This is a genomic window from Streptomyces sp. Y309 (genome assembly GCF_056712025.1).
This window is the reverse complement of sequence record NZ_CM160048.1, coordinates 3983234-4004335: the sequence shown is the minus strand read 5'-3', so window position 1 is coordinate 4004335 and position 21102 is coordinate 3983234. Positions and strand designations below refer to the sequence as shown.

At 70.7% G+C, this 21102-nt stretch carries 19 protein-coding genes and 1 pseudogene; 17 read left to right on the top strand and 3 right to left on the bottom strand.

All coding sequences use genetic code 11. The features are described 5' to 3' along the window. Nucleotides 1-25 precede the first annotated feature (25 nt). The 5 genes and pseudogenes from mqnC (at nt 26) to AC0KTA_RS15740 (ending at nt 5654) form a co-directional block, all read left to right on the top strand. Nucleotides 26-1225: a cyclic dehypoxanthinyl futalosine synthase gene (gene mqnC / locus AC0KTA_RS15760; protein ID WP_481055747.1), complete on the top strand. Its 1200-nt coding sequence runs from the start codon at nt 26-28 to the stop codon at nt 1223-1225. A 16-nt stretch (nt 1226-1241) separates the two neighbouring features. Continuing rightward, nucleotides 1242-1784, top strand: coding sequence for an imidazolonepropionase-like domain-containing protein (locus AC0KTA_RS15755; protein WP_481055746.1), 543 nt, complete (start codon nt 1242-1244; stop codon nt 1782-1784). A 146-nt stretch (nt 1785-1930) separates the two neighbouring features. Continuing rightward, on the top strand, nt 1931-2626 hold the full coding sequence (locus AC0KTA_RS15750) for a demethylmenaquinone methyltransferase (RefSeq protein ID WP_481055745.1): 696 nt from the start codon (nt 1931-1933) through the stop codon (nt 2624-2626). 148 nt (nt 2627-2774) lie between these two features. Then, nucleotides 2775-2843, top strand: a pseudogene (locus AC0KTA_RS15745) (zinc-ribbon domain-containing protein); the annotation flags it as partial. Between the two features lie 420 nt (nt 2844-3263). Then, complete coding sequence (locus tag AC0KTA_RS15740) at nt 3264-5654, top strand: hypothetical protein (RefSeq protein ID WP_481056436.1); 2391 nt, start codon at nt 3264-3266, stop codon at nt 5652-5654. A gap of 123 nt (nt 5655-5777) precedes the next feature. Here AC0KTA_RS15740 and AC0KTA_RS15735 read toward each other — a convergent pair whose 3' ends face one another. Further along, on the bottom strand, nt 5778-6119 hold the full coding sequence (locus AC0KTA_RS15735) for a PASTA domain-containing protein (protein WP_481055744.1): 342 nt from the start codon (nt 6117-6119) through the stop codon (nt 5778-5780). Between the two features lie 152 nt (nt 6120-6271). Further along, nucleotides 6272-6778, bottom strand: coding sequence for a GNAT family N-acetyltransferase (locus tag AC0KTA_RS15730; protein WP_481056435.1), 507 nt, complete (start codon nt 6776-6778; stop codon nt 6272-6274). A gap of 187 nt (nt 6779-6965) precedes the next feature. Between AC0KTA_RS15730 and AC0KTA_RS15725 the strand changes: the two genes are divergently transcribed. Continuing rightward, nucleotides 6966-8249, top strand: a complete 1284-nt coding sequence (locus AC0KTA_RS15725; RefSeq protein ID WP_481055743.1) for a geranylgeranyl reductase family protein — start codon at nt 6966-6968, stop codon at nt 8247-8249. Nucleotides 8250-8337: 88 nt separating this feature from the next. Here the strand turns inward: AC0KTA_RS15725 and AC0KTA_RS15720 are convergent, their stop codons facing one another. Further along, nucleotides 8338-9189 (bottom strand): C40 family peptidase, encoded by an 852-nt coding sequence (locus tag AC0KTA_RS15720; protein WP_481055742.1) that lies wholly within the window; start codon nt 9187-9189, stop codon nt 8338-8340. Nucleotides 9190-10031: 842 nt separating this feature from the next. Here AC0KTA_RS15720 and AC0KTA_RS15715 point away from each other — a divergent pair. From AC0KTA_RS15715 to nuoK, 11 genes are read left to right on the top strand one after another with little or no spacing between them, the layout of a single operon-like run. After that, complete coding sequence (locus AC0KTA_RS15715) at nt 10032-10391, top strand: NADH-quinone oxidoreductase subunit A (protein WP_003992243.1); 360 nt, start codon at nt 10032-10034, stop codon at nt 10389-10391. A 13-nt stretch (nt 10392-10404) separates the two neighbouring features. Then, a complete protein-coding gene (locus AC0KTA_RS15710; protein ID WP_481055741.1) occupies nt 10405-10959 on the top strand; it encodes a NuoB/complex I 20 kDa subunit family protein in 555 nt (184 codons plus the stop codon). Continuing rightward, nucleotides 10956-11720: an NADH-quinone oxidoreductase subunit C gene (locus AC0KTA_RS15705; RefSeq protein WP_481055740.1), complete on the top strand. Its 765-nt coding sequence runs from the start codon at nt 10956-10958 to the stop codon at nt 11718-11720. The genes AC0KTA_RS15710 and AC0KTA_RS15705 overlap by 4 nt, the downstream gene beginning before the upstream one ends. Nucleotides 11721-11775: 55 nt before the next feature. Then, nucleotides 11776-13092: an NADH-quinone oxidoreductase subunit D gene (locus AC0KTA_RS15700; RefSeq protein ID WP_481055739.1), complete on the top strand. Its 1317-nt coding sequence runs from the start codon at nt 11776-11778 to the stop codon at nt 13090-13092. Further along, a complete protein-coding gene (gene nuoE, locus AC0KTA_RS15695; protein ID WP_481055738.1) occupies nt 13089-13946 on the top strand; it encodes an NADH-quinone oxidoreductase subunit NuoE in 858 nt (285 codons plus the stop codon). Before AC0KTA_RS15700 ends, nuoE begins: the two co-directional genes overlap by 4 nt. Next, a complete protein-coding gene (gene nuoF, locus AC0KTA_RS15690; RefSeq protein WP_481055737.1) occupies nt 13946-15316 on the top strand; it encodes an NADH-quinone oxidoreductase subunit NuoF in 1371 nt (456 codons plus the stop codon). Before nuoE ends, nuoF begins: the two co-directional genes overlap by 1 nt. Further along, the gene (locus AC0KTA_RS15685) at nt 15313-17826 is read left to right on the top strand and encodes an NADH-quinone oxidoreductase subunit G (RefSeq protein ID WP_481055736.1); all 2514 of its coding nucleotides are present in this window, start codon (nt 15313-15315) and stop codon (nt 17824-17826) included. Before nuoF ends, AC0KTA_RS15685 begins: the two co-directional genes overlap by 4 nt. Then, on the top strand, nt 17826-19214 hold the full coding sequence (gene nuoH, locus AC0KTA_RS15680; protein WP_481056434.1) for an NADH-quinone oxidoreductase subunit NuoH: 1389 nt from the start codon (nt 17826-17828) through the stop codon (nt 19212-19214). Before AC0KTA_RS15685 ends, nuoH begins: the two co-directional genes overlap by 1 nt. After that, the gene (nuoI, locus tag AC0KTA_RS15675) at nt 19207-19941 is read left to right on the top strand and encodes an NADH-quinone oxidoreductase subunit NuoI (protein ID WP_481055735.1); all 735 of its coding nucleotides are present in this window, start codon (nt 19207-19209) and stop codon (nt 19939-19941) included. Before nuoH ends, nuoI begins: the two co-directional genes overlap by 8 nt. Beyond that, a complete protein-coding gene (locus AC0KTA_RS15670) occupies nt 19938-20804 on the top strand; it encodes an NADH-quinone oxidoreductase subunit J (protein ID WP_481055734.1) in 867 nt (288 codons plus the stop codon). The genes nuoI and AC0KTA_RS15670 overlap by 4 nt, the downstream gene beginning before the upstream one ends. Continuing rightward, a complete protein-coding gene (nuoK, locus tag AC0KTA_RS15665) occupies nt 20801-21100 on the top strand; it encodes an NADH-quinone oxidoreductase subunit NuoK (protein ID WP_016640174.1) in 300 nt (99 codons plus the stop codon). Before AC0KTA_RS15670 ends, nuoK begins: the two co-directional genes overlap by 4 nt. The last annotated feature ends 2 nt before the right edge of the window (nt 21101-21102 follow it).

Below are 21102 nucleotides of genomic sequence, written 5' to 3'. Positions count from 1 at the left end.
ATGGACCTTTACGAAAGGCGCCCCGGTGACCGAGAAGGCCGACCTTCAGTCCGTCCTCGACCGTGCCGCCGCCGGCGGGCGGATCAGCGCCGAAGAGGCGCTCGACCTGTACCGGGACGCCCCGCTGCACGCGCTGGGCGCCGCCGCCGACGCTGTACGCCGCCGGCGCTACGCGGGCACCGAGCACATCGCGACGTACATCATCGAGCGGAACATCAACTACACGAACGTCTGCGTGACGGCCTGCAAGTTCTGTGCCTTCTATGCCGCACCGAAGGACACCAAGAAGGGCTGGACGCGCGACCTCGACGACATCCTGCGCCGCTGCGCGGAGACGGTCGAGCTCGGCGGCACGCAGATCATGTTCCAGGGCGGCCACCACCCGGACTTCGGCGTGGAGTACTACGAGAAGCACTTCGCGGCCATCAAGAAGGAGTTCCCGCAGCTGGTCATCCACTCCCTCGGCGCGTCCGAGGTCGAGCACATGGCCCGCATCTCCAAGGTCTCCGTCGAGGAGGCCATCCAGCGGATCAACGCCGCCGGGCTCGACTCCTTCGCGGGCGCGGGCGCGGAGCTGCTGCCCGAGCGGCCGCGCAAGGCGATCGCCCCGCTCAAGGAGTCCGGCGAGCGCTGGCTGGAGATCATGGAGACGGCGCACAACCTGGGCGTGGAATCCACGTCCACGATGCTCATGGGCACCGGCGAGACGAACGCCGAGCGCATCGAGCACCTGCGCATGATCCGTGACGTACAGGACCGGACCGGTGGCTTCCGGGCCTTCATCCCGTACACGTACCAGCCCGAGAACAACCACCTCAAGGGCCGCACGCAGGCGTCGATCTTCGAGTACGTACGCATGATCGCGATCGCCCGCGTCTTCCTTGACAACGTCGCCCACATCCAGGGCTCCTGGCTGACCACCGGCAAGGAGGCCGGCCAGCTCACCCTGCACTACGGCGCGGACGACCTGGGCTCGGTGATGCTGGAGGAGAACGTGGTCTCCTCGGCCGGCGCCAAGCACCGCTCGAACCTGGCCGAGATGATCGACATGATCCGCACGGCGGACCGGGTCCCGGCCCAGCGCGCCACGACGTACGAGCACCTCGTCGTGCACGACGACCCGGCGAACGACCCGGTCGACGAGCGCGTCGCCTCGCACATCTCCTCCACGGCGATCGAGGGCGGCACGGCGCACCCGGAGCTCAAGCTCCTCTCCGCGAACTAGCCCGGCGGGCGCCGCCTTGCTCACCATCCACCGCGTGCGCGGGGTCGGACCCGACGAGGGCGCGATCGCCCTGGGGCACGCCGTCGTCGTCGACGGCGCCCGGTTCGCGGCGGTCGGTCCGTACGAGGAGCTGCTGGCGGCGTACGGAGAGCGGGCCCGCGTCCGCGAGTGGGACGACGGAATCCTGACCCCGGGCCGCTACGAGTCCGACGCCGTGGCCCTGCTGGAGTCCGCCTACTGGCCCGACCCCCGCGAGGCCACCGAGCTGGGCACGGATCCACTGACCGGCACGGCCCTCGCCGCCCTGGACATGACGGACACCCGCTGGGGCGCGAGCGCCCGCCGGGGCATCCAGCGCCTGCTCGCAACGGGCACGACCGCCCTGAGGGGCCCGTTCACCCACCCCTCGGTCCGCATCGCCGTGGCCCGCTCCGGCCTGCGCGACCGCCCGGTCCCCCCACCCGAAGCAGGCGGCGACGCCGACTTCGCGGTACTGACCCCCGACGGCACCTGCATGGCAACGGCGATCAAGGGCCGCTTGCTGTTCCGCCGCCGTTGAGCTGCCGTTTCCTGCTGTGGGCAGCTGGTCCGCCCAGAGGGCGGAACGGGTGGGCACAGCCCAGTCCGACGGCGCCGTTCCGTGCGGCGGTGCCCCGGCACGGGTCAGGGCAGCCCCGGTGCGGGGCACCTGAGAGACTGTTCCGCGTGACCCGCGCATCTTTGGACAAGCAGCCGCACGAAGTCGCCTCGATGTTCGACGACGTGGCGGAACGGTACGACCTGACCAACGACGTGATCTCGCTCGGCCAGGCCCGCCTCTGGCGCAAGGCGGTCGCGCAGGCGGTGGACGCGAGGCCGGCGCAGAAGGTCCTGGACCTGGCGGCGGGCACGGCCACGTCCTCGCAGCCCTTCGCGCAGGCGGGCGCGTACGTAGTGCCGTGCGACTTCTCGCTCGGCATGCTGAGCGTCGGCAAGCAGCGACACCCGTGGATGCCGTTCACCGCGGGCGACGCGATGAGGCTGCCGTTCAAGGACGACACGTTCGACGCCGTCACGATCTCCTTCGGCCTGCGCAACGTCCAGGACACGGACGCCGCGCTGCGCGAGATGTACCGGGTGACCCGCCCCGGCGGCCGCGTCGTCATCTGCGAATTCTCGGAGCCCACGTGGGGGCCGTTCCGCACGGTCTACATCGAGTACTTGATGCGTGCGCTGCCGCCCGTCGCGCGTACGGTCTGCTCCAACCCGGACGCGTACGTCTATCTCGCCGAGTCCATCCGTTCGTGGCCCAACCAGCCCCAGCTCGCCGCCCGGCTGCAGGACGCGGGCTGGTCGAAGGTGGCCTACCGGAACCTGACCGGAGGGGTCGTCGCGCTGCACCGCGGTTTCAAGCGGGACTAGCTTCCCCGCAGGGGAGTTGACGGGAACCGTTTGCTGGAGAAGATGTGTCAGTTGATATGTCTCGGCCACTTGCCGTGGCCGGGGCGTGACGGTCGGCGCACGCCGATCACGTCCCCTGATTTTTCTCCCCAAAAACGGAGCTATTCCGATGGCGTCGTACTGCCCGCACTGCGGGGCTCCAGCTCCCGATGAGGCCCGATTCTGCATGAGATGCGGGCGCGAACGCGATGCCGTGCCGGCGGCCGAACGGGAGGACGCGGTGCCGCCGGAGCCCGGCGAGGCGCCCACATCCCCACCGGGGCCCAAGTCCCCACCGGGGCCCAAGTCCCCACCGGGGCCCAAGGATTCGGAACGCGCCGAGCCGGGCGAAGCCGACCCCGAGGGACCGGGACCCGAAGACAAGGCCCCCGAAGCCCCAACTCACCCCCCGACCCTGGTGGTTCCCCCAGCCCCGGAGTCACCGGCACCCGCCGCCGCCCCCGCTCCCGCTCCTCCCGCCACCCCGGCGCCCCCCGCCGCGGCACCCCCCGCCACACCCCCGCCCCCCGCTCCGGGTGCACCCCCGCCACCCCCGCCCCCGGGCTACACACCCGCCCCAGCGGGCCCCTCGCCCGTCGGCGCCTACCTCGGGCGGGCGATGCGGGGCGACTGGGCCGGGGCCGCCCAAGCCGCGCTGTGGCCGCTGGCGTTGCTGTTCGTCACGGCCGTGGGGTGCGCCATCCCCTCGTACGGCCAGGACGGCGAGGACGTCGTCGGGTTCGGCGACCGGCTGCGGATCGCGCTCGCGACGGTGCTCCAGGCGGTCGGCGGCGACGTCACGCTCACCGGCCGCGAGGAGCGGAGCTTCGACGGCTCCTCGTCGGGCTCGTCGGACGCCGCGATCGACGGCACCGTGTCGGTGCATCTGGTCCCGCTCACGGTGACGGCGCTGTTCGTCGTGGCGCTGTTCATCGGCGTACGCATCCTCAGGAACCGGCTGCGCACCCGCGCCGCCGCGTACGGAGCGGGGCACACGGGCACCACGGCCGGGCTCGAAGCGGCCCTCCGCGTCGGTGTGTTGACCGCCGTCGGCGTGCTGGTGCTCGCGCTGTTCGCGCAGCCCGAGATCGAGGGCGTCGAACTGTCCTCCGCCCCGTTCCTCGCCATGTTCGGCGCCCTCGGGCTCGCGCTCGTCGTCTCCGGCGGCGTGCTGCACGGCGACGACCTCGCGTACTGGCTGGCCGCGCGCCCCGGCGCGCAGGCCTTCGTGCGCGCCGCCGGCGTGGCCCTGCGCGCCCTCGCGATCGCCCTCGTGCTCGCCTCCGTGGCCGGCTACCTCGCCCTCACCCAGATCGACGACCTGTCCGACGCGGCCGACACCGAGGACGCCGGCATCTCGCCGTACGTCGCCGCGCTGCTGATCCTGCCGAACCTGGGCCTCGCGGCGCTCGGCGTCGGCTGGGGCGCGCCCCTGGAGGCGGAGGCGACCGGGCGGCGCTCGACGTACGGCGGCGACCAGGAGAGCCAGTCGTTCGGGCTCTCCGAACTCGGCGACCTGTTCAACTCCGGTGCGGTGGTGGGCGCGTTGGCGCTCGGCCTGGTGTGCGCGCTGACGATCGGCGTCCTCGCGGCGCGCCGGTGCGCGGGCCGGGGCGAGCAGGTCCTGGCCGCCGGGCTGTTCTTCGGGCTGTACCTGCTGCTCGCGGCGGTCGGCGGCTTCGGCGTCGAGACCTCCGCGCGCGAGGTGGGCTTCGGCGGCGACTCGGCCAAGGCCACCATCGAGGGCGGCGTGAGCCTGCCGGACGCGCTGCTGTTCGGGCTGCTGTGGGTGGCCGGCGCGGTGGTCGTCGGGCCGTTCCTGGTGCGGATGGCCGGGCAGGGGGGCGGGGTGGGTGGACCGCCGATGCCGCCCGGGCCGCCCGGGTCCGGTGGCACGCCGGTGCCACCCGATCCGGGGGCGGCCCCGGCGCCGGGTGGTGCGGCGGGCCCGGGCGCGGGTCCCGACGCGCATGCCGTGCCGACCCAGAGCGCCCTGCCGCTCCACGGCGCCGCGGGTCCGGCCCCGGCCCCAGGCTCTCCGGCTCCGGCCCCGGCCCCGGGCTCTCCGGCTCCGGGCTCTCCGGCTCCGGGCTCTCCGGCCCCCGCCCCGGGCACTCCGGCCCACGGCACCGGCACCCCGGCCCACGGCGGCCCTCCGCCGCCAGGCGGCCCCGCCCCCGCCTCGTACGACGCCGCCCACACCTTCCAACTCGGCCACCCGCAGGCCCCGCCGCCCGCTTCCGGCAGGCCGCGTGGGCGCGCGGGCGTCTGGGTGGCCACGCTCACCGGGGCCTTCGTCATCGGCGGCGGCGCCGCGGCCGGGATCCTGCTCTGGCAGGACAACGGCGACGACAAGTCGGACGCCAAGGGCAAGGACGATCGGCCGGCCGTCAGCCGCACCGAGGAGTCCTCCCAGGGGCCCTCGTCGGACGACCCGACCGAGGACGCCGCGCCCACGCCGTCCGACGCGTCGACGGACACCGGCGGCACCGACGGCAGTACGGACGGTGGCACTGACGACGCGGCCACCGACAGCGCCGACGTCGCCCCCGTGCCCGCCGGTTCGGAGCGGGTGACCGACACGATGGGCTTCTCGTTCGCGGTCCCCGACGGCTGGAGCCGGGAGCGGGGCGACAACCCGACGCAGATCACGTACGGAGCCCCGACCGGCCCGGAGAACTTCCAGATCGGCGTCATCGACAACGCCGACTACACCTCGTACGGGAACCTCAAGAACATGGAGGTGCACGCCAAGAAGGACCCGGACAAGTCGGACTACCGGCGCGTCCGCCTGGAGGACACCACCTTCCGGGGACGCCCGGCCGCGGTCTGGGAGTACACGTACACGGACCGCGCGGACCGCACCATCCACGCGATCAACCACAGCTACATCGCCGACAACGGCACGGAGTACGCGCTCCAGCTCTCCTGGCGCGAGGACTTCTGGCCGGCCGGGCACGGCGCGAAGACGCACCAGACGGCGCTGGACACCTGGCACCTCACCGGATAGCTCTCCGGCGGACGGAAGTTCGAGGCGGCGCACGCCCCCAGGCGCGCGCCGCCTCAGTCACGTCCGCGCGCCGCCTCCGTCACGTCGGCGCGCCGCCTCCGTCACGTCGGCGCGCCGCTTCTGTCACGTCCGCGCGGTCACGTCCGGCTCGTCCAGCTCCCGCTGCAGCCCGCCGTCGGGAGGCGCCGGGCGCCGCGGCTCACGCACGCCCGCACCGCCCCCGCCCTCCTGCGGCCCCACGTCGAACCACACGGTCACGACGGCTCCGCGCGGGATCTCGACGTCGGGCGGGGGGTATTGGCGTACGACGTAGTCGAGGACCAGGTCGTGGAAGTCGGGCCGGTCGGGCGCCGCGAGCCGGACGCCGTGCCTGGCGGCCGTCTCGCGCACGTCCATCGCCATCAGCCCGACGAAGCGCGGCACGCGCACTTCCGGCGGCCCGGCGGGCCCAGGTCTCTTCGGCACAGGCGTCACCCCCCAGCGGTAGGGGCAGGGTAACTCCGGCACGGCCGACCACAACCCCGGCCGACCACAACCCCGGCCGACCACAACCCCGGCCGACCACAACCCCGGCCGGGGGCGGCCGTCCCCGTCGGGAGCCCGGGCGCCGCTGACCGCTAAAGCGTGAGCCGGTAGCAGTACGCCGTCACGCCCGTGCTCGGCGACGTGAACGTCTCCGCGCGATCCATGCCGAGCCGCCGCGCGACCGCCATCGACCGCTCGTTGCGTATGTCGATCATCGCGACCACCGACCGCACGCCCGCCGCCCGCACCCGCTCCAGCGTCGCCCGCGCGGCCGCGGTCGCGTAGCCGTGGCCCCACGCCGACCGTGCGAGCCGCCAGCCGATCTCGATCTCGCCCGTCGGCCCCCACTCCCTGGGCCACGGCATGGCGCCGGCGAAGCCCACCGGCTCGCCCTCGGGGTCGAGCAGGGTCCACAGGCAGAAGCCGAGTTCGGCGTCGTGCCGGCGCTGCCGCGCGGTCAGTTCCTCGTACGTCGACCGCTCCCCGCTCCAGCCGCCGACGAACTCCATGACCTCCGGGTCGTCGAACAGCCGGTGCCAGACGAAGGCGTCCTCGTCGGTCGGGACACGCAGCCGGACGGCCGGGGCCGCGACGCCCACGGTGCCCGCTTCGTGCACAGCGCCCGCGTCGCTCACGGCGCCCGCGTCCTGCACGGGGCTTACGTCGCTCACGTCGCTCACATCGCTCACAAGTGGCCCTTCGACTGGTTGATCGGTACCGCCTCATAGACTGCCCATATCCCGTGCCCGTCGGCACACAGATTTCGAGCCTTGGGGAGAACCCGCCGTGACCGAGCCCCTCTCCGAACACACCGCTGACGTCATCGTCGTCGGGGCCGGGCCAGCCGGTTCGACCACCGCGTACTACCTGGCGAAGGCCGGACTGGATGTGCTGCTGCTCGAAAAGACCGCGTTCCCACGGGAGAAGGTCTGCGGCGACGGCCTCACGCCGCGCGCCACCAAGCAGCTCGTGTCGATGGGAATCGACATCTCCGAAGAGGCGGGCTGGCTGCGGAACAAGGGCCTCCGCATCATCGGAGGCGGCGTACGGCTGCAGTTGGATTGGCCGGATCTCGCCTCTTACCCCGACTACGGACTCGTACGGAAGCGCGACGACTTCGACGAGCAGCTCGCCCGGCAGGCGCAGAAGGCGGGCGCGCGGCTGCACGAGCGCTGCAACGTGGGCGCCCCGGTCGTCGACGACCGCACCGGCCGCATCACCGGCGTGCACGCCAAGCTCGGCGAGGACAAGACCCCGGTGACCTTCCACGCGCCGCTGGTCGTGGCCGCGGACGGCAACTCCACGCGCCTGTCGCTCGCGATGGGCCTGCACCGCCGCGAGGACCGCCCGATGGGCGTCGCGGTGCGTACGTACTTCACGTCGCCGCGCCACGACGACGACTACCTGGAGTCCTGGCTCGAACTGTGGGACCGGCGCGGCGCCGAGGACCGGCTCCTGCCCGGCTACGGCTGGATCTTCGGCATGGGCGACGGCACGTCGAATGTCGGCCTCGGTGTCCTGAACACCTCCGCCGCCTTCAAGGAGCTCGACTGGCGCGAGATCCTCAAGGCCTGGTGCGCCTCGATGCCCGAGGACTGGGGCTACACCCCCGAGAACATGACGATGCCCATCCGCGGCGCCGCCCTGCCGATGGCCTTCAACCGTCAGCCGCACTACACCCGCGGCCTGCTGCTCGTCGGCGACGCGGGCGGCCTCGTCAACCCGTTCAACGGCGAGGGCATCGCGTACGCCATGGAGTCCGGGCAGATCGCCGCCGACGTCATCGTGCAGGCGCACGCCCGCGCCACGCCCGCCCAGCGCGAACTGGCCCTGCAGAGCTACCCGAAGACGCTCAAGGAGGTCTACGGCGGCTACTACACGCTCGGCCGCGCCTTCGTGAAGCTCATCGGCAACCCGAAGGTCATGAAGATCGCCACCCAGCGGGGCCTCACCCACCCGCTCCTGATGAAGTTCACCCTGAAAATGCTGGCGAACCTCACGGACCCGACGGGCGGCGACGCGATGGACCGCATCATCAACGGGTTGAGCAAGGTCGCGCCGAAGGCCTGACCCGGCCTCTGGGCCGCACGTCGAAGGGCCGGAACCCCGCTGGGGGTTCCGGCCCTTCGTGTGTACGTGGAGGACGTACAGGAAGCCGTCAGAGGACGCGCACGGCACCCGAGGCCGGGTAGCCCGACAGGTCCTGGATGACGACGCCCTTGCTGGGGTTCGCGGCGTCGAGGTACTGGCCACCGCCGATGTAGACACCGACGTGGTACGCGGAGCCCTTGCCGCCCCAGTACAGGATGTCGCCGACCTGCAGGTTGGAGGTGCCGACCTCGGTGCCGACGGTCGACTGGTCCTGCGAGACGCGCGGCAGGTCCACGCCCGCCTGCTTGAACGCGGCCTGCACGAGGCTGGAGCAGTCCCACGCGTTGGGGCCCGAGGCGCCCATGACGTACGCGTCGCCGACCTGCGCCTTGAGGAAGCTGACGACCGACGCGACGCTGCCGCTGGAGGGCGCGGGGGCATCGGAGGAGGGCGAGGAGGCCGAGGAGCCCGCGGACGAGCCGCCGGAGGAGGGCGCGGAGGCCGTGCTGAGCTGGGTGCGCTCGGCGTCCCGCGCGGCGCGCTCCTGCGCGGCCTTGCGCTTGGCCTCGGCCTCGGCCTTCTTCTTGGCCTCCGCCGCCTTCTTCTTGGCGTCGGCCTGGTCCTTGGCGGCCTGCTTGGCGGCCTTCACGGCCGCGGCGTCCTGCTGGGCGCGGGCCTCGTAGCTGTCGGCGGTCTGCGCGGTGGCGTCCGCCGACTGGGCGATCTGCGCGGACAGATCGGCCGTCAGGGTGGGCAGTTCGATGGTCTCGGTCACCGGCTCGGCGGCGTTCGCCGTACCAGCGGCGCCGGCCACTGCCAGGGTGCTGAGGACGCCACCGGCAACTCCGGCGCGCAGAGCCATCTTCGACGCGCTGCGGCGGGGCTTCCGGTGGCTGGGTATGTGAGCGGTGTGGGACATGAGAACAACCGCTATCAGGGACACACGGTTCCCTTCAAGAAACGTGTGCTGCACCACAGTTGCCCGGCGAGCGGCTGAATCTCGGGCGTGTCGCTTCTTATTGACGCCGTAACGGGCAATGTGGACAGTCGTGATCACGCCTGTGATCATGGGTTTTCCGCGTTACGTCCGAATTGCCCATGGACTACCACCCAGTGAGCCGGTTGGCCAAGCCCGGTTGTTTGCCCACCAGTTCGGGTGTGGCACAGGTCACCTCGGGGGCCCCGGTGAACCTCCCCGAGACCTCGCCGAGACCGCACCGAGATCTTCCGGTGCCGCCGCGGTGGTCTCCCGGTGGCGGGTCCGTGGCGGCGCGGTGATGACTCCGTGCCGACATCTTCGCGGCCGGACCTTGAGGGGCGGCCCTCGGCGGCGGGCGCTCGACGGCGGATCCGTGGCAGCCGACTCGTGAATCGGTGCACACGTCCACACCCGTCCACATCTCTGCCGCCAAAGTGTGAACGTGCTCCTCTATCAAGTGATCAAGTCCAGCACCAATTTGCCTGTAGCGGCCATCTCTTGATAGTGCAACCCCGCCCCGACCAGGCCTGACGCACCGAGATGTCACCTCTGGTGATCACTCAGGCGCTTCGCGTACGAAGATCACTGCTCATCCGACTTCATGATCCTTCGTCAGGTGGTGGAGATCACAAAGCCGTTGTCGCACCCCGTGTCGCAGATCACAGACCGGCAGGCATAAGATGCGGGGCAGTTGGGCTTGTGACCTGCTTCACATGTAAGCGATCTTCGCGGGCCCGACGCAACCGCCAGCAGTCAGTGCCGACTGAGAGGAGCGAGGAGCGGTGAACGCGTATGCGCCCATCCTCGTACTGGGAGCCCTCGGGGCAGGCTTTGCGATCTTCTCCGTGGTCATGGCCACGCTTATCGGTCCAAAGCGGTACAACCGCGCGAAGCTCGAGGCCTATGAATGCGGTATCGAGCCGACCCCCACGCCGGCCGGCGGCGGGCGCTTTCCCATCAAGTACTACCTGACGGCGATGCTCTTCATCGTCTTCGACATCGAGATCGTCTTTCTCTACCCCTGGGCCGTCACCTTCGACGCCCTGGGGATTTTCGGGCTCGTGGAGATGCTGCTCTTCGTGCTCACCGTCTTCGTCGCCTACGCGTACGTATGGCGGCGCGGCGGCCTGGAATGGGACTGAGGAGCCACTGAGCATGGGACTCGAAGAGAAACTGCCGAGCGGATTCCTGCTGACCACCGTCGAGCAGGCCGCCGGCTGGGTGCGCAAGTCATCCGTCTTTCCCGCCACGTTCGGACTCGCGTGCTGCGCCATCGAGATGATGACGACCGGCGCCGGGCGGTACGACCTGGCGCGCTTCGGCATGGAGGTCTTCCGCGGCTCACCGCGCCAGGCGGACCTGATGATCGTGGCCGGTCGGGTGAGCCAGAAGATGGCGCCCGTCCTGCGCCAGGTCTACGACCAGATGCCGAACCCCAAGTGGGTCATCTCCATGGGGGTCTGCGCGTCCTCGGGCGGAATGTTCAACAATTACGCGATTGTGCAGGGTGTCGACCATGTCGTCCCGGTCGACATCTATTTGCCCGGCTGTCCGCCCCGGCCCGAGATGCTGCTGGACGCCATTCTCAAGCTGCACCAGAAGATCCAGACCTCCAAGCTCGGCGTGAACGCCGAGGAAGCGGCCCGCGAGGCGGAGGAGGCGGCCCTCAAGGCACTCCCCACCATTGAGATGAAGGGGCTGCTGCGGTGAGCGACGCGAACAACAACGCCACGAACGGCAACGGGCCGCACGAGGTCAACCCCGAGAAGGACCTGGGCGCCTCCAACCTCCCCGGCCAGCGCGGCGAGCACGGCGAGGAGGTCCGCGTCCAGCGCGGCATGTTCGGCGCCAACAACGGCGGCGACACCTCCGGCTACGGCGGTCTGGTCCGCTCCATCCGGCTCCCGGGCCCGGCCTCGCGCCCCTACGGCGGCTGGTTCGACGAAGTCGCCGACGAACTCGAAGGCGCCCTGGAGGAACAGGGCCTCGTCCCCGAGAACGCCATCGAGAAGACCGTCGTCGACCGCGGCGAGCTCACCTTCCACATCGCGCGCGAGCACCTCGTCCGGGTGGCCCGCACCCTGCGCGACGACCCGGCCCTGCGCTTCGAGCTGTGCACCGGCGTCTCCGGAGTGCACTTCCTCGGCGACAAGGGCCGCGAGCTGCACGCCGTCTACCACCTGCGCTCGATCACCCACAACCGCCTGATCCGCCTCGAAGTCAGCGCCCCGGACGCCGACCCGCACGTCCCCTCGCTGGTCGCGGTCTACCCGACGAACGACTGGCACGAGCGCGAGACGTACGACTTCTTCGGCCTGGTCTTCGACGGCCACCCGGCCCTCACGCGGATCATGATGCCGGACGACTGGCAGGGCTTCCCGCAGCGCAAGGACTACCCCCTCGGCGGCATCCCCGTCGAATACAAGGGCGCCCAGATCCCGGCTCCGGACCAGCGGAGGTCGTACTCGTGACCGCCCACCCGTCTCCCGGCCACCACCCCTCAACGACTCCCTTCGGGAGGCCCCTGTGACTCACGCAACTCCCCGCGCCACCACCGAAGGCACCGTCTACACCGTCACCGGCGGTGACTGGGACGAGGTCGTCCAGTCCGCGGCGCAGGCCGACGACGAGCGCATCGTCGTCAACATGGGTCCCCAGCACCCCTCCACGCACGGCGTGCTCCGGCTCATCCTGGAGATCGAGGGCGAGACGGTCTCCGAGGCCCGCTGCGGTATCGGCTATCTGCACACGGGCATCGAGAAGAACCTCGAATACCGCACCTGGACCCAGGGCACCACGTTCGTCACGCGCATGGACTACCTGACGTCCTTCTACAACGAGACCGCCTACTGCCTGGGCGTCGAGAAGCTGCTCGGCATCAAGGACCAGATCCCCGACCGCGCGACCGTCCTGCGGGTGCTCCTGATGGAGCTGAACCGGATGTCCTCGCACCTGGTGGCCATCGCCACCGGCGGCATGGAACTCGGCGCCACGACGATCATGATCTACGGCTTCCGTGATCGTGAACTCATTCTCGACATCTACGAGCTGATCACCGGCCTGCGCATGAACCACGCGTACATCCGGCCCGGCGGCCTCGCCCAGGACCTGCCGCCCGGCGCGGTGGACCAGATCCGCGAGTTCGTGAAGAAGATGCACAAGAACCTTCCGGAGTACGACAAGCTCGCCACCGGAAACCCCATCTTCAAGGCCCGCATGCAGGACGTCGGCTATCTCGACCTGGCCGGCTGCATGGCCCTCGGCGCCACCGGCCCGATCCTCCGCGCGGCCGGCCTCCCGCACGACCTGCGCAAGGCCCAGCCCTACTGCGGCTACGAGACGTACGACTTCGACGTCCCCACCGCCGACACCTGTGACTCCTACGGGCGCTTCCTGATCCGCCTGGAGGAGATGCGGCAGTCGCTGCGCATCGTCGAGCAGTGCCTGGACCGGCTCGAGCCCGGCCCGGTCATGGTCGCCGACAAGAAGATCGCCTGGCCCGCCCAACTCGCCCTCGGCCCGGACGGCCTCGGCAACTCGCTCGACCACATCAAGAAGATCATGGGCACCTCCATGGAGGCCCTGATCCACCACTTCAAGCTGGTGACGGAGGGCTTCCGGGTGCCGCCCGGCCAGGCCTACGCCGCCGTGGAGTCGCCCAAGGGCGAACTCGGCGTGCACGTCGTCTCCGACGGCGGCACCCGCCCCTACCGGGTCCACTTCCGGGACCCGTCCTTCACCAATCTGCAGGCCATGGCGGCGATGTGCGAGGGCGGCCAGGTCGCCGACGTCATCGTCGCCGTCGCGTCCATCGACCCCGTGATGGGAGGCGTCGACCGGTGACCACCAGTTCCCCCGAGGGCGTCGGCCTGGGCATGCCCCAACTGCCCCCGCCGGACTACCCGGACGACGTCCGCGCCCGCCTCGAGGCAGACGCGCGCGAGCTCATCGCCCGCTATCCCGACTCCCGCTCGGCGCTCCTGCCGCTGCTGCACCTGGTGCAGTCGGAGGAGGGACACGTGACGCGCACCGGCATGCGGTTCTGCGCGGACATGCTGGACCTGACCACCGCGGAGGTGACGGCGGTCGCCACCTTCTACTCCATGTACCGCCGCAAGCCGTCCGGTGACTACCAGGTCGGCGTCTGCACCAACACGCTGTGCGCGGTCATGGGCGGCGACGCCATTTTCGAGGCCCTCCAGGAGCACCTGGGCGTCGGCAACGGCGAGACCACCGACGACGGCAAGGTGACGCTGGAGCACATCGAGTGCAACGCCGCCTGCGACTTCGCGCCCGTGGTGATGGTCAACTGGGAGTTCTTCGACAACCAGACCCCGGGGAGCGCCAAGCGCCTCGTCGACGACCTGCGCTCCGGCGCCCAGGTCGAGCCGACCCGCGGCGCCCCGCTGTGCACCTTCAAGGAGACGGCGCGGATCCTGGCGGGCTTCCCGGACGAGCGCACCGGCGCCGTCGAGGCGAGCGGCGGCGCGGGCCCCGCCTCGCTGATCGGACTGCGTCTGGCCAAGGGCGAGGCACCCCCCGCGCGCGTGGTCCACCCGCGCACGGGCGGACCGGAGGGCACCCAGCCGCACGACCCGTCTCCCAGCGAGCACCTCAGCTCGCACGACGCGCCGCAGAAGACCTCGGCCTCCGACCCGGCCCACCCGGCCGGACCGACTGCCGAGGAGGGGGAGTGATGACGTTGGCCGCCGAGATCGACCACGAGACCAGCCCGGAGAAGCTGCTCGCGCCGGTGCTTTCGGCCTTCTGGGACGAGGACAAGTCCTGGACGCTGGACACCTATCGCCGCCACGACGGCTACGAGGGGCTCCGCAAGGCCCTCGCCATGGCGCCGGACGACCTGATCGCCTACGTGAAGGACTCCGGCCTGCGCGGCCGCGGCGGCGCGGGCTTCCCCACCGGAATGAAGTGGCAGTTCATTCCCCAGGGCGACGGCAAACCGCACTATCTAGTTGTCAACGCCGACGAGTCGGAGCCCGGGACCTGCAAGGACATCCCGCTCCTCTTCGCGAACCCGCACAGCCTCATCGAGGGCATCGTGATCGCCTGTTACGCGATCCGGTCTTCGCATGCGTTCATCTATCTGCGTGGTGAAGTCGTCCCCGTGCTGCGGCGGCTGCACGAGGCCGTGCGTGAGGCCTACGCGGCGGGCTATCTCGGCAAGAACGTGCTGGGCAGCGGACTCGACCTCGAACTCACCGTGCACGCGGGCGCGGGCGCGTACATCTGCGGTGAGGAGACCGCGCTGCTCGACTCGCTGGAAGGCCGCCGTGGCCAGCCGCGACTCCGTCCCCCTTTCCCTGCGGTCGCGGGCCTCTACGCGTGCCCCACTGTTGTCAACAACGTCGAGTCCATCGCGTCGGTTCCCGCGATCCTGAATCGCGGGAAAGACTGGTTCAAGTCGATGGGCAGCGAGAAGTCGCCCGGCTTCACGCTCTATTCGCTCAGCGGGCACGTCGCCTCGCCCGGCCAGTACGAGGCGCCGCTCGGCATCACGCTGCGCCAGCTCCTCGACATGAGCGGCGGCATGCGGCCCGGGCACCGCCTCAAGTTCTGGACGCCCGGCGGCTCTTCGACGCCGATGCTCACCGACGAGCACCTCGACGTGCCGCTCGACTACGAGGGCGTGGGCGCCGCCGGATCCATGCTCGGCACCAAGGCCCTGCAGTGCTTCGACGAGACGACCTGCGTGGTGCGGGCCGTGACGCGCTGGACCGAGTTCTACGCCCATGAGTCCTGCGGCAAGTGCACGCCCTGCCGCGAAGGGACGTACTGGCTCGTGCAGTTGCTGCGCGACATCGAGGCCGGCAAGGGCGTCATGTCCGACCTCGACAAGCTGAACGACATCGCCGACAACATCAACGGCAAGTCCTTCTGCGCCCTCGGCGACGGCGCCGCCGCGCCGATCTTCTCGTCGCTCAAGTACTTCCGCGAGGAGTACGAGCAGCACATCACCGGCAGGGGCTGCCCCTTCGACCCCGCCAAGTCGACGCTCTGGGCCGACCGGAACGGCCGGTCCGACAAGCACTCGGAGGTGAACGCATGACAGTGACCACTAATAGCGCTCCCTCCGGGGGCGGAGAGCCGGCCGTTCCGCCGGAGGACCTGGTCTCGCTGACGATCGACGGCGTCGAGATCAGCGTCCCCAAGGGCACGCTGGTGATCCGGGCCGCCGAACTCCTCGGCATCGAGATCCCGCGCTTCTGCGACCACCCGCTGCTCGACCCGGCCGGCGCCTGCCGGCAGTGCATCGTCGAGGTGGAGGGCCAGCGCAAGCCGATGGCCTCCTGCACCATCACGTGCACCGACGGCATGGTGGTGAAGTCGCAACTGACGTCGCCGGTCGCGGAGAAGGCCCAGCGCGGTGTGATGGAGCTGCTGCTCATCAACCACCCGCTGGACTGCCCGGTCTGCGACAAGGGCGGCGAGTGCCCGCTGCAGAACCAGTCCATGCAGGTCGGTGACTCGGACACCCGCTTCGAGGGCAAGAAGCGCACGTTCGAGAAGCCCGTGCCGATCTCCACGCAGGTCCTGCTCGACCGCGAGCGGTGCGTGCTGTGCGCGCGCTGCACCCGCTTCTCCAACCAGATCGCGGGCGACCCGATGATCGAGCTCCTGGAGCGCGGGGCGCTCCAGCAGGTGGGCACCGGCGAGGGCGACCCCTTCGAGTCGTACTTCTCCGGGAACACCATCCAGATCTGCCCGGTGGGCGCGCTCACGTCGGCCGCGTACCGCTTCCGGTCGCGCCCCTTCGACCTGGTGTCGTCGCCTTCGGTGTGCGAGCACTGCGCGGGCGGCTGCGCGACCCGTACGGACCACCGCCGCGGCAAGGTCATGCGGCGGCTCGCGCAGAACGACCCCGAGGTCAACGAGGAGTGGATCTGCGACAAGGGGCGCTTCGGCTTCCGGTACGCGCAGAAGCCGGACCGCCTGACCACGCCCCTGGTGCGCGACGCCGACTCCGGAGAGCTCGAACCGGCTTCCTGGCCCGAGGCGCTGGAGGCCGCCGCCAAGGGGCTCGCGGCCGCGCGCGGGCGCGCCGGGGTGCTGACCGGCGGGCGGCTCACCCTGGAGGACGCCTACGCGTACAGCAAGTACGCGCGCGTGGCGCTCGACACGAACGACATCGACTTCCGCGCGCGGGTGCACTCCAGCGAGGAGGCCGACTTCCTCGCGGCACGCGTCGCCGGGCGCGGCCGGGACCTCGACGGCGGCGGAGTCACGTACACCGCCCTGGAGAAGGCCCCCGCCGTCCTGCTCGCCGGCCTGGAGTCCGAGGAGGAGGCGCCCGGGGTCTTCCTGCGGCTGCGCAAGGCCTGGCGCAAGCACGGGCAGCGCACCTACTCGCTCGCCACGTACGCCACCCGCGGCCTGGAGAAGGCAGGCGGCACGCTGCTGCCCGCCGCGCCCGGCACCGAGACCGAGTGGCTGGACGCGCTGGCGTCCGGCGTCGGCCTGGACGAGGACGGCGCCGCGGCCGCCGAGGCGCTGCGCTCCGAAGGCGCCGTGATCGTCGTCGGGGAGCGGCTCGCGGCCGTGCCGGGCGCCCTCACCGCCGCCGTACGGACCGCTTCGGCGACCGGGGCCCACCTGGTGTGGATCCCGCGCCGCGCGGGCGAGCGTGGGGCTGTTGAGGCGGGCGCGCTGCCGTCGCTGCTTCCGGGTGGCCGGCCGGCCACCGACCCGCGCGCGCGGGACGAGGTCGCCGGCGCCTGGGGCGTCGCCGAACTCCCGCACCGCTACGGCCGCGACACCGGCCAGATCGTCGAGGCCGCCGCGACCGGCGAGCTGAGCGCGCTGCTCGTCGCGGGCGTGGAGGTCGCCGACCTGCCCGACCCGGCACGCGCGCGTGAGGCACTCGACGAAGTGGGCTTCCTGGTCTCGCTGGAGCTGCGGCCGAGCGAGGTGACGGAACGTGCCGACGTGGTGCTTCCCGTGGCCGCCGTCGCCGAGAAGCCGGGCACCTTCCTCAACTGGGAAGGCAGAGCCCGGCTTTTCGAAGCCGCGCTCAAGCCGGACCAGATGATCCGTCGGCTCGCCCCGACCGACGCGCGCGTCCTGCACATGCTGGCCGACGCGGGCGACGTCCACCTGGGCCTGCCCGACCTGCTGAGCATCCGGCGCGAGCTGGACCGGCTCGGCGGCTGGGACGGGCCGCACGCGACGGAGCCCTTGGAGACGGCGGTCCAGCCACCCCGGCCCGCCGCCGGAGAGGCCGTCCTCGCGGGTCACCGGCTGCTGCTCGACCAGGGCCGCCTCCAGGAGGGCGACGACGCGCTCGCCGGGACGCGGCACGCGGCGGTGGCCCGGCTCTCCGCGGCCACCGCGGCCGAGGCGGGCGTCAAGGACGGCGACACGCTCGCCGTCACCGGCTCCGCGGGCGTGACGACGCTGCCGCTGCAGGTCACCCGGATGCCCGACCGCGTGGTCTGGCTCCCGCTGAACTCGACCGGGGGAGGCGTCACTTCGGACACCGGCGCCCGGCCCGGCGAACTCGTCCGCATCGGCCCGGCCACCCTGCCGGCGTCCGCCGAGGCCACGGAGGTGACGTCGTGATGCTTCAGGCAGTGCACGCCGCGCAGACATCGGTGCCCCTGGCGGCCGAAGACCTGTCGATGTTCGGCCGGGACCCCTGGTGGCTCGTCGCCATCAAGGCCGTCTTCTGCTTCGCGTTCCTGATGATCACCGTGCTGTTCTCCATCGTGTGGGAGCGCAAGGTCGTCGCCTGGATGCAGCTCCGCATCGGCCCGAACCGGCACGGCCCCTGGGGCATGCTCCAGTCCCTCGCGGACGGCATCAAGCTGATGCTCAAGGAGGACGTGATCGTCAAGCGCGCGGACAAGGTGGTCTACGTCCTCGCGCCGATCGTCGCCGCCATCCCCGCCTTCATGGCGATCGCGGTGATCCCCTTCGGACCGGCGGGCAACGAAGTCTCGATCTTCGGGCACCGCACCACGATGCAGCTCACCGACCTGCCGATCGCGATGCTCTACATCCTCGCGGTCGCCTCGGTCGGGATCTACGGCATCGTCCTCGCGGGCTGGAGCTCCGGCTCGACGTACCCGCTGCTCGGCGGCCTGCGCTCGTGCGCGCAGATGATCTCGTACGAGATCGCGATGGGCGCCGCGTTCGCCTCGGTCTTCCTGTACTCCGGTTCGATGTCGACGTCGCGGATCGTCGAGGCGCAGGAGGGCCGTTGGTACGTCCTGCTGCTTCCGGTGTCGTTCCTGATCTACATCGTGACGATGATCGGTGAGACCAACCGCGCGCCGTTCGACATGCCGGAGTCCGAGGGCGACCTGGTCGGCGGTTTCAACACCGAGTACTCGTCGATCAAGTTCGCGATGTTCATGCTCGCCGAGTACGTCAACATGGTCACCGTCTCGGCCGTGTCCGTGACGCTCTTCCTGGGAGGCTGGCGGGCCCCGTGGCCCATCAGCACCTTCTGGGAGGGCGCGAACCACGGCTGGTGGCCGATGGCCTGGTTCGTGCTCAAGGTGCAGTTGCTGCTGTTCTTCTTCATCTGGCTGCGCGGCACGCTGCCCCGGGTCCGCTACGACCAGCTGATGAAGCTGGGCTGGAAGGTCCTCATCCCCGTCTCGGTGGCCTGGCTGATGCTCGTCGCCACCGTCCGGGCGCTACGCAACGAGGACTACGACTTCAGCGAGGTCGCGCTCTACGTAGGCGGCGGAGTGCTCGCCCTGTTGTTGCTCTCCGTACTCGTGGACATCTTCCGCGACAAGCGCGAGAAGCAGGAGGCGGGGGCCGCGCCGCCCGCGGAATCCGAGGCCTTCGACCCGATGGCCGGGGGATTCCCGGTGCCGCCGCTGCCCGGACAGAGCCTGCCGCCGGTGCCGCGCCGACGCCCGCGCCATGAGCGGGAGTTGATTGTCAGTGGTGGGCCCGATACTCAAAGTGACGGAAAGGAGGCGTCCGATGGCTGATCAGTCGAACATGCCGGACCGGCCGAAGCGCTCGCAGCTGCCCGAGCAGCAGCAGGCGGCCGACCCGCAGCAGTCGAACCAGTCCAACCAGGGGTTCCAGAACCCCGTCGCGGGCTTCGGCGTGACCTTCAAGGCCATGTTCAAGAAGCGGCTGACCGAGCAGTATCCGGAACAGCAGAAGACCACCGCTCCCCGGTTCCACGGTCGGCACCAGCTCAACCGCCATCCGGACGGCCTGGAGAAGTGCATCGGTTGCGAGCTGTGCGCCTGGGCCTGTCCCGCGGACGCCATCTATGTGGAGGGCGCGGACAACACCGAAGAGGAGCGCTACTCCCCGGGCGAGCGGTACGGCCGCGTCTATCAGATCAACTACGCCCGCTGCATCCTCTGCGGCCTGTGCATCGAGGCGTGCCCCACGCGCGCGTTGACGATGACGAACGAATTCGAGCTGGCCGACAGCAGCCGCGAGAGCCTCATCTACACCAAGGAGCAGCTCCTCGCCGGCCTCGAAGAGGGCATGGTCGACTCGCCGCACGCGATCTACCCCGGCATGGACGAGGGTGACTACTACCGCGGTCTGGTGACGCAGGCCGCGCCGGGCACCGAGCCCCAAGTGGCCGTCTCCAAGGGCGAGCAGCCCGCCTCCGGGGAACCGGCGGCGTCCGCCGAGAAGGCCGCCTCCGGTGGAGAGGCCGGGGCCTCGCGGGAGAAGGGGGCGCGCGCATGACCGCCCTCGCGGCCTACACCACCTCCACGGGCGAGGCCTTCCAGTTCTGGGTGCTCGGCACGGTCGCCGTGATCGGCGCGCTGGGCACGATCCTCATGAAGAAGGCGGTGCACAGCGCGCTCTGCCTGGCCGGGACCATGATCATTCTGGCGGTCTTCTACCTCGCCAACGGCGCGTATTTCCTGGGCGTCGTCCAGATCATCGTCTACACCGGCGCGATCATGATGCTGTTCCTCTTCGTGGTCATGCTCGTCGGTGTCACCGCCGCCGACTCCCTGAAGGAGACCATCAAGGGCCAGCGCTGGCTGGCCGCCCTGTGCGGTCTCGGCTTCGCCATCCTGCTGTTCGCGGGCATCGGCAACGCCTCCCTGAACGACTTCAACGGCCTGGCCAAGGCCAACGAGGGCGGCAACGTGGAGGGCCTCGCGACCCTCATCTTCACGAAGTACGTCTTCGCCTTCGAGATCACCGGCGCCCTGCTGATCACCGCGACGGTCGGCGCGATGGTGCTCACCCACCGCGAGCGCACGGAGCGCGCGAAGACCCAGCGCGAGCGCGCCGAGGAGCGCGTGCGCGAGGGCAAGCACCTGCCGCCGCTGCCGGCCCCGGGTGTGTACGCCCGGCACAACGCGGTGGACATCGCGGGCCTGCTCCCGGACGGCACGCCGTCGGAGCTCACGGTCAACAAGACGCTGCGCGAGCGCGGCCAGATCCGGGACGTCTCCAGCGAGGCGCTCGACGACCTGCGCGCCCTGGAGCAGCGCTCCACCGACCGCCTGGAGCGGCCCGACCTGCGCCGGACGGACATCGACCGGAACGGCGACGGCGATCCCGCCGAGGAGACCGAGGAGGCGTCGAAGTGAATCCGGTCAACTACCTGTATCTGGCGGCGCTGTTGTTCGCCATCGGCGCCACGGGCGTACTCATCAGGCGCAACGCCATTGTCGTCTTCATGTGCATCGAGCTGATGCTGAACGCCTGCAACCTCGCGTTCGTCGCCTTCTCCCGGCTGCACGGCAACCTGGACGGCCAGATCATCGCCTTCTTCACGATGGTCGTCGCCGCCGCCGAAGTCGTGGTCGGCCTCGCGATCATCGTGTCGCTGTTCCGCTCCCGCCACTCGGCCTCGGTCGACGACGCCAGCCTGATGAAGCTCTAAGG

Excerpts from the sequence above, each read along its gene's own strand:
- AC0KTA_RS15740 (WP_481056436.1), top strand. The coding sequence starts at position 3,264 with ATGCGGGGCGACTGGGCCGGGGCCGCCCAAGCCGCGCTGTGGCCGCTG.
- AC0KTA_RS15670 (WP_481055734.1), top strand. The coding sequence starts at position 19,938 with ATGACCGCCCTCGCGGCCTACACCACCTCCACGGGCGAGGCCTTCCAG.
- AC0KTA_RS15685 (WP_481055736.1), top strand. The coding sequence starts at position 15,313 with ATGACAGTGACCACTAATAGCGCTCCCTCCGGGGGCGGAGAGCCGGCC.
- nuoI (WP_481055735.1), top strand. The coding sequence starts at position 19,207 with ATGGCTGATCAGTCGAACATGCCGGACCGGCCGAAGCGCTCGCAGCTG.
- nuoH (WP_481056434.1), top strand. The coding sequence starts at position 17,826 with ATGCTTCAGGCAGTGCACGCCGCGCAGACATCGGTGCCCCTGGCGGCC.
- nuoF (WP_481055737.1), top strand. The coding sequence starts at position 13,946 with ATGACGTTGGCCGCCGAGATCGACCACGAGACCAGCCCGGAGAAGCTG.
- AC0KTA_RS15720 (WP_481055742.1), bottom strand. The coding sequence starts at position 9,189 with ATGTCCCACACCGCTCACATACCCAGCCACCGGAAGCCCCGCCGCAGC.
- AC0KTA_RS15710 (WP_481055741.1), top strand. The coding sequence starts at position 10,405 with ATGGGACTCGAAGAGAAACTGCCGAGCGGATTCCTGCTGACCACCGTC.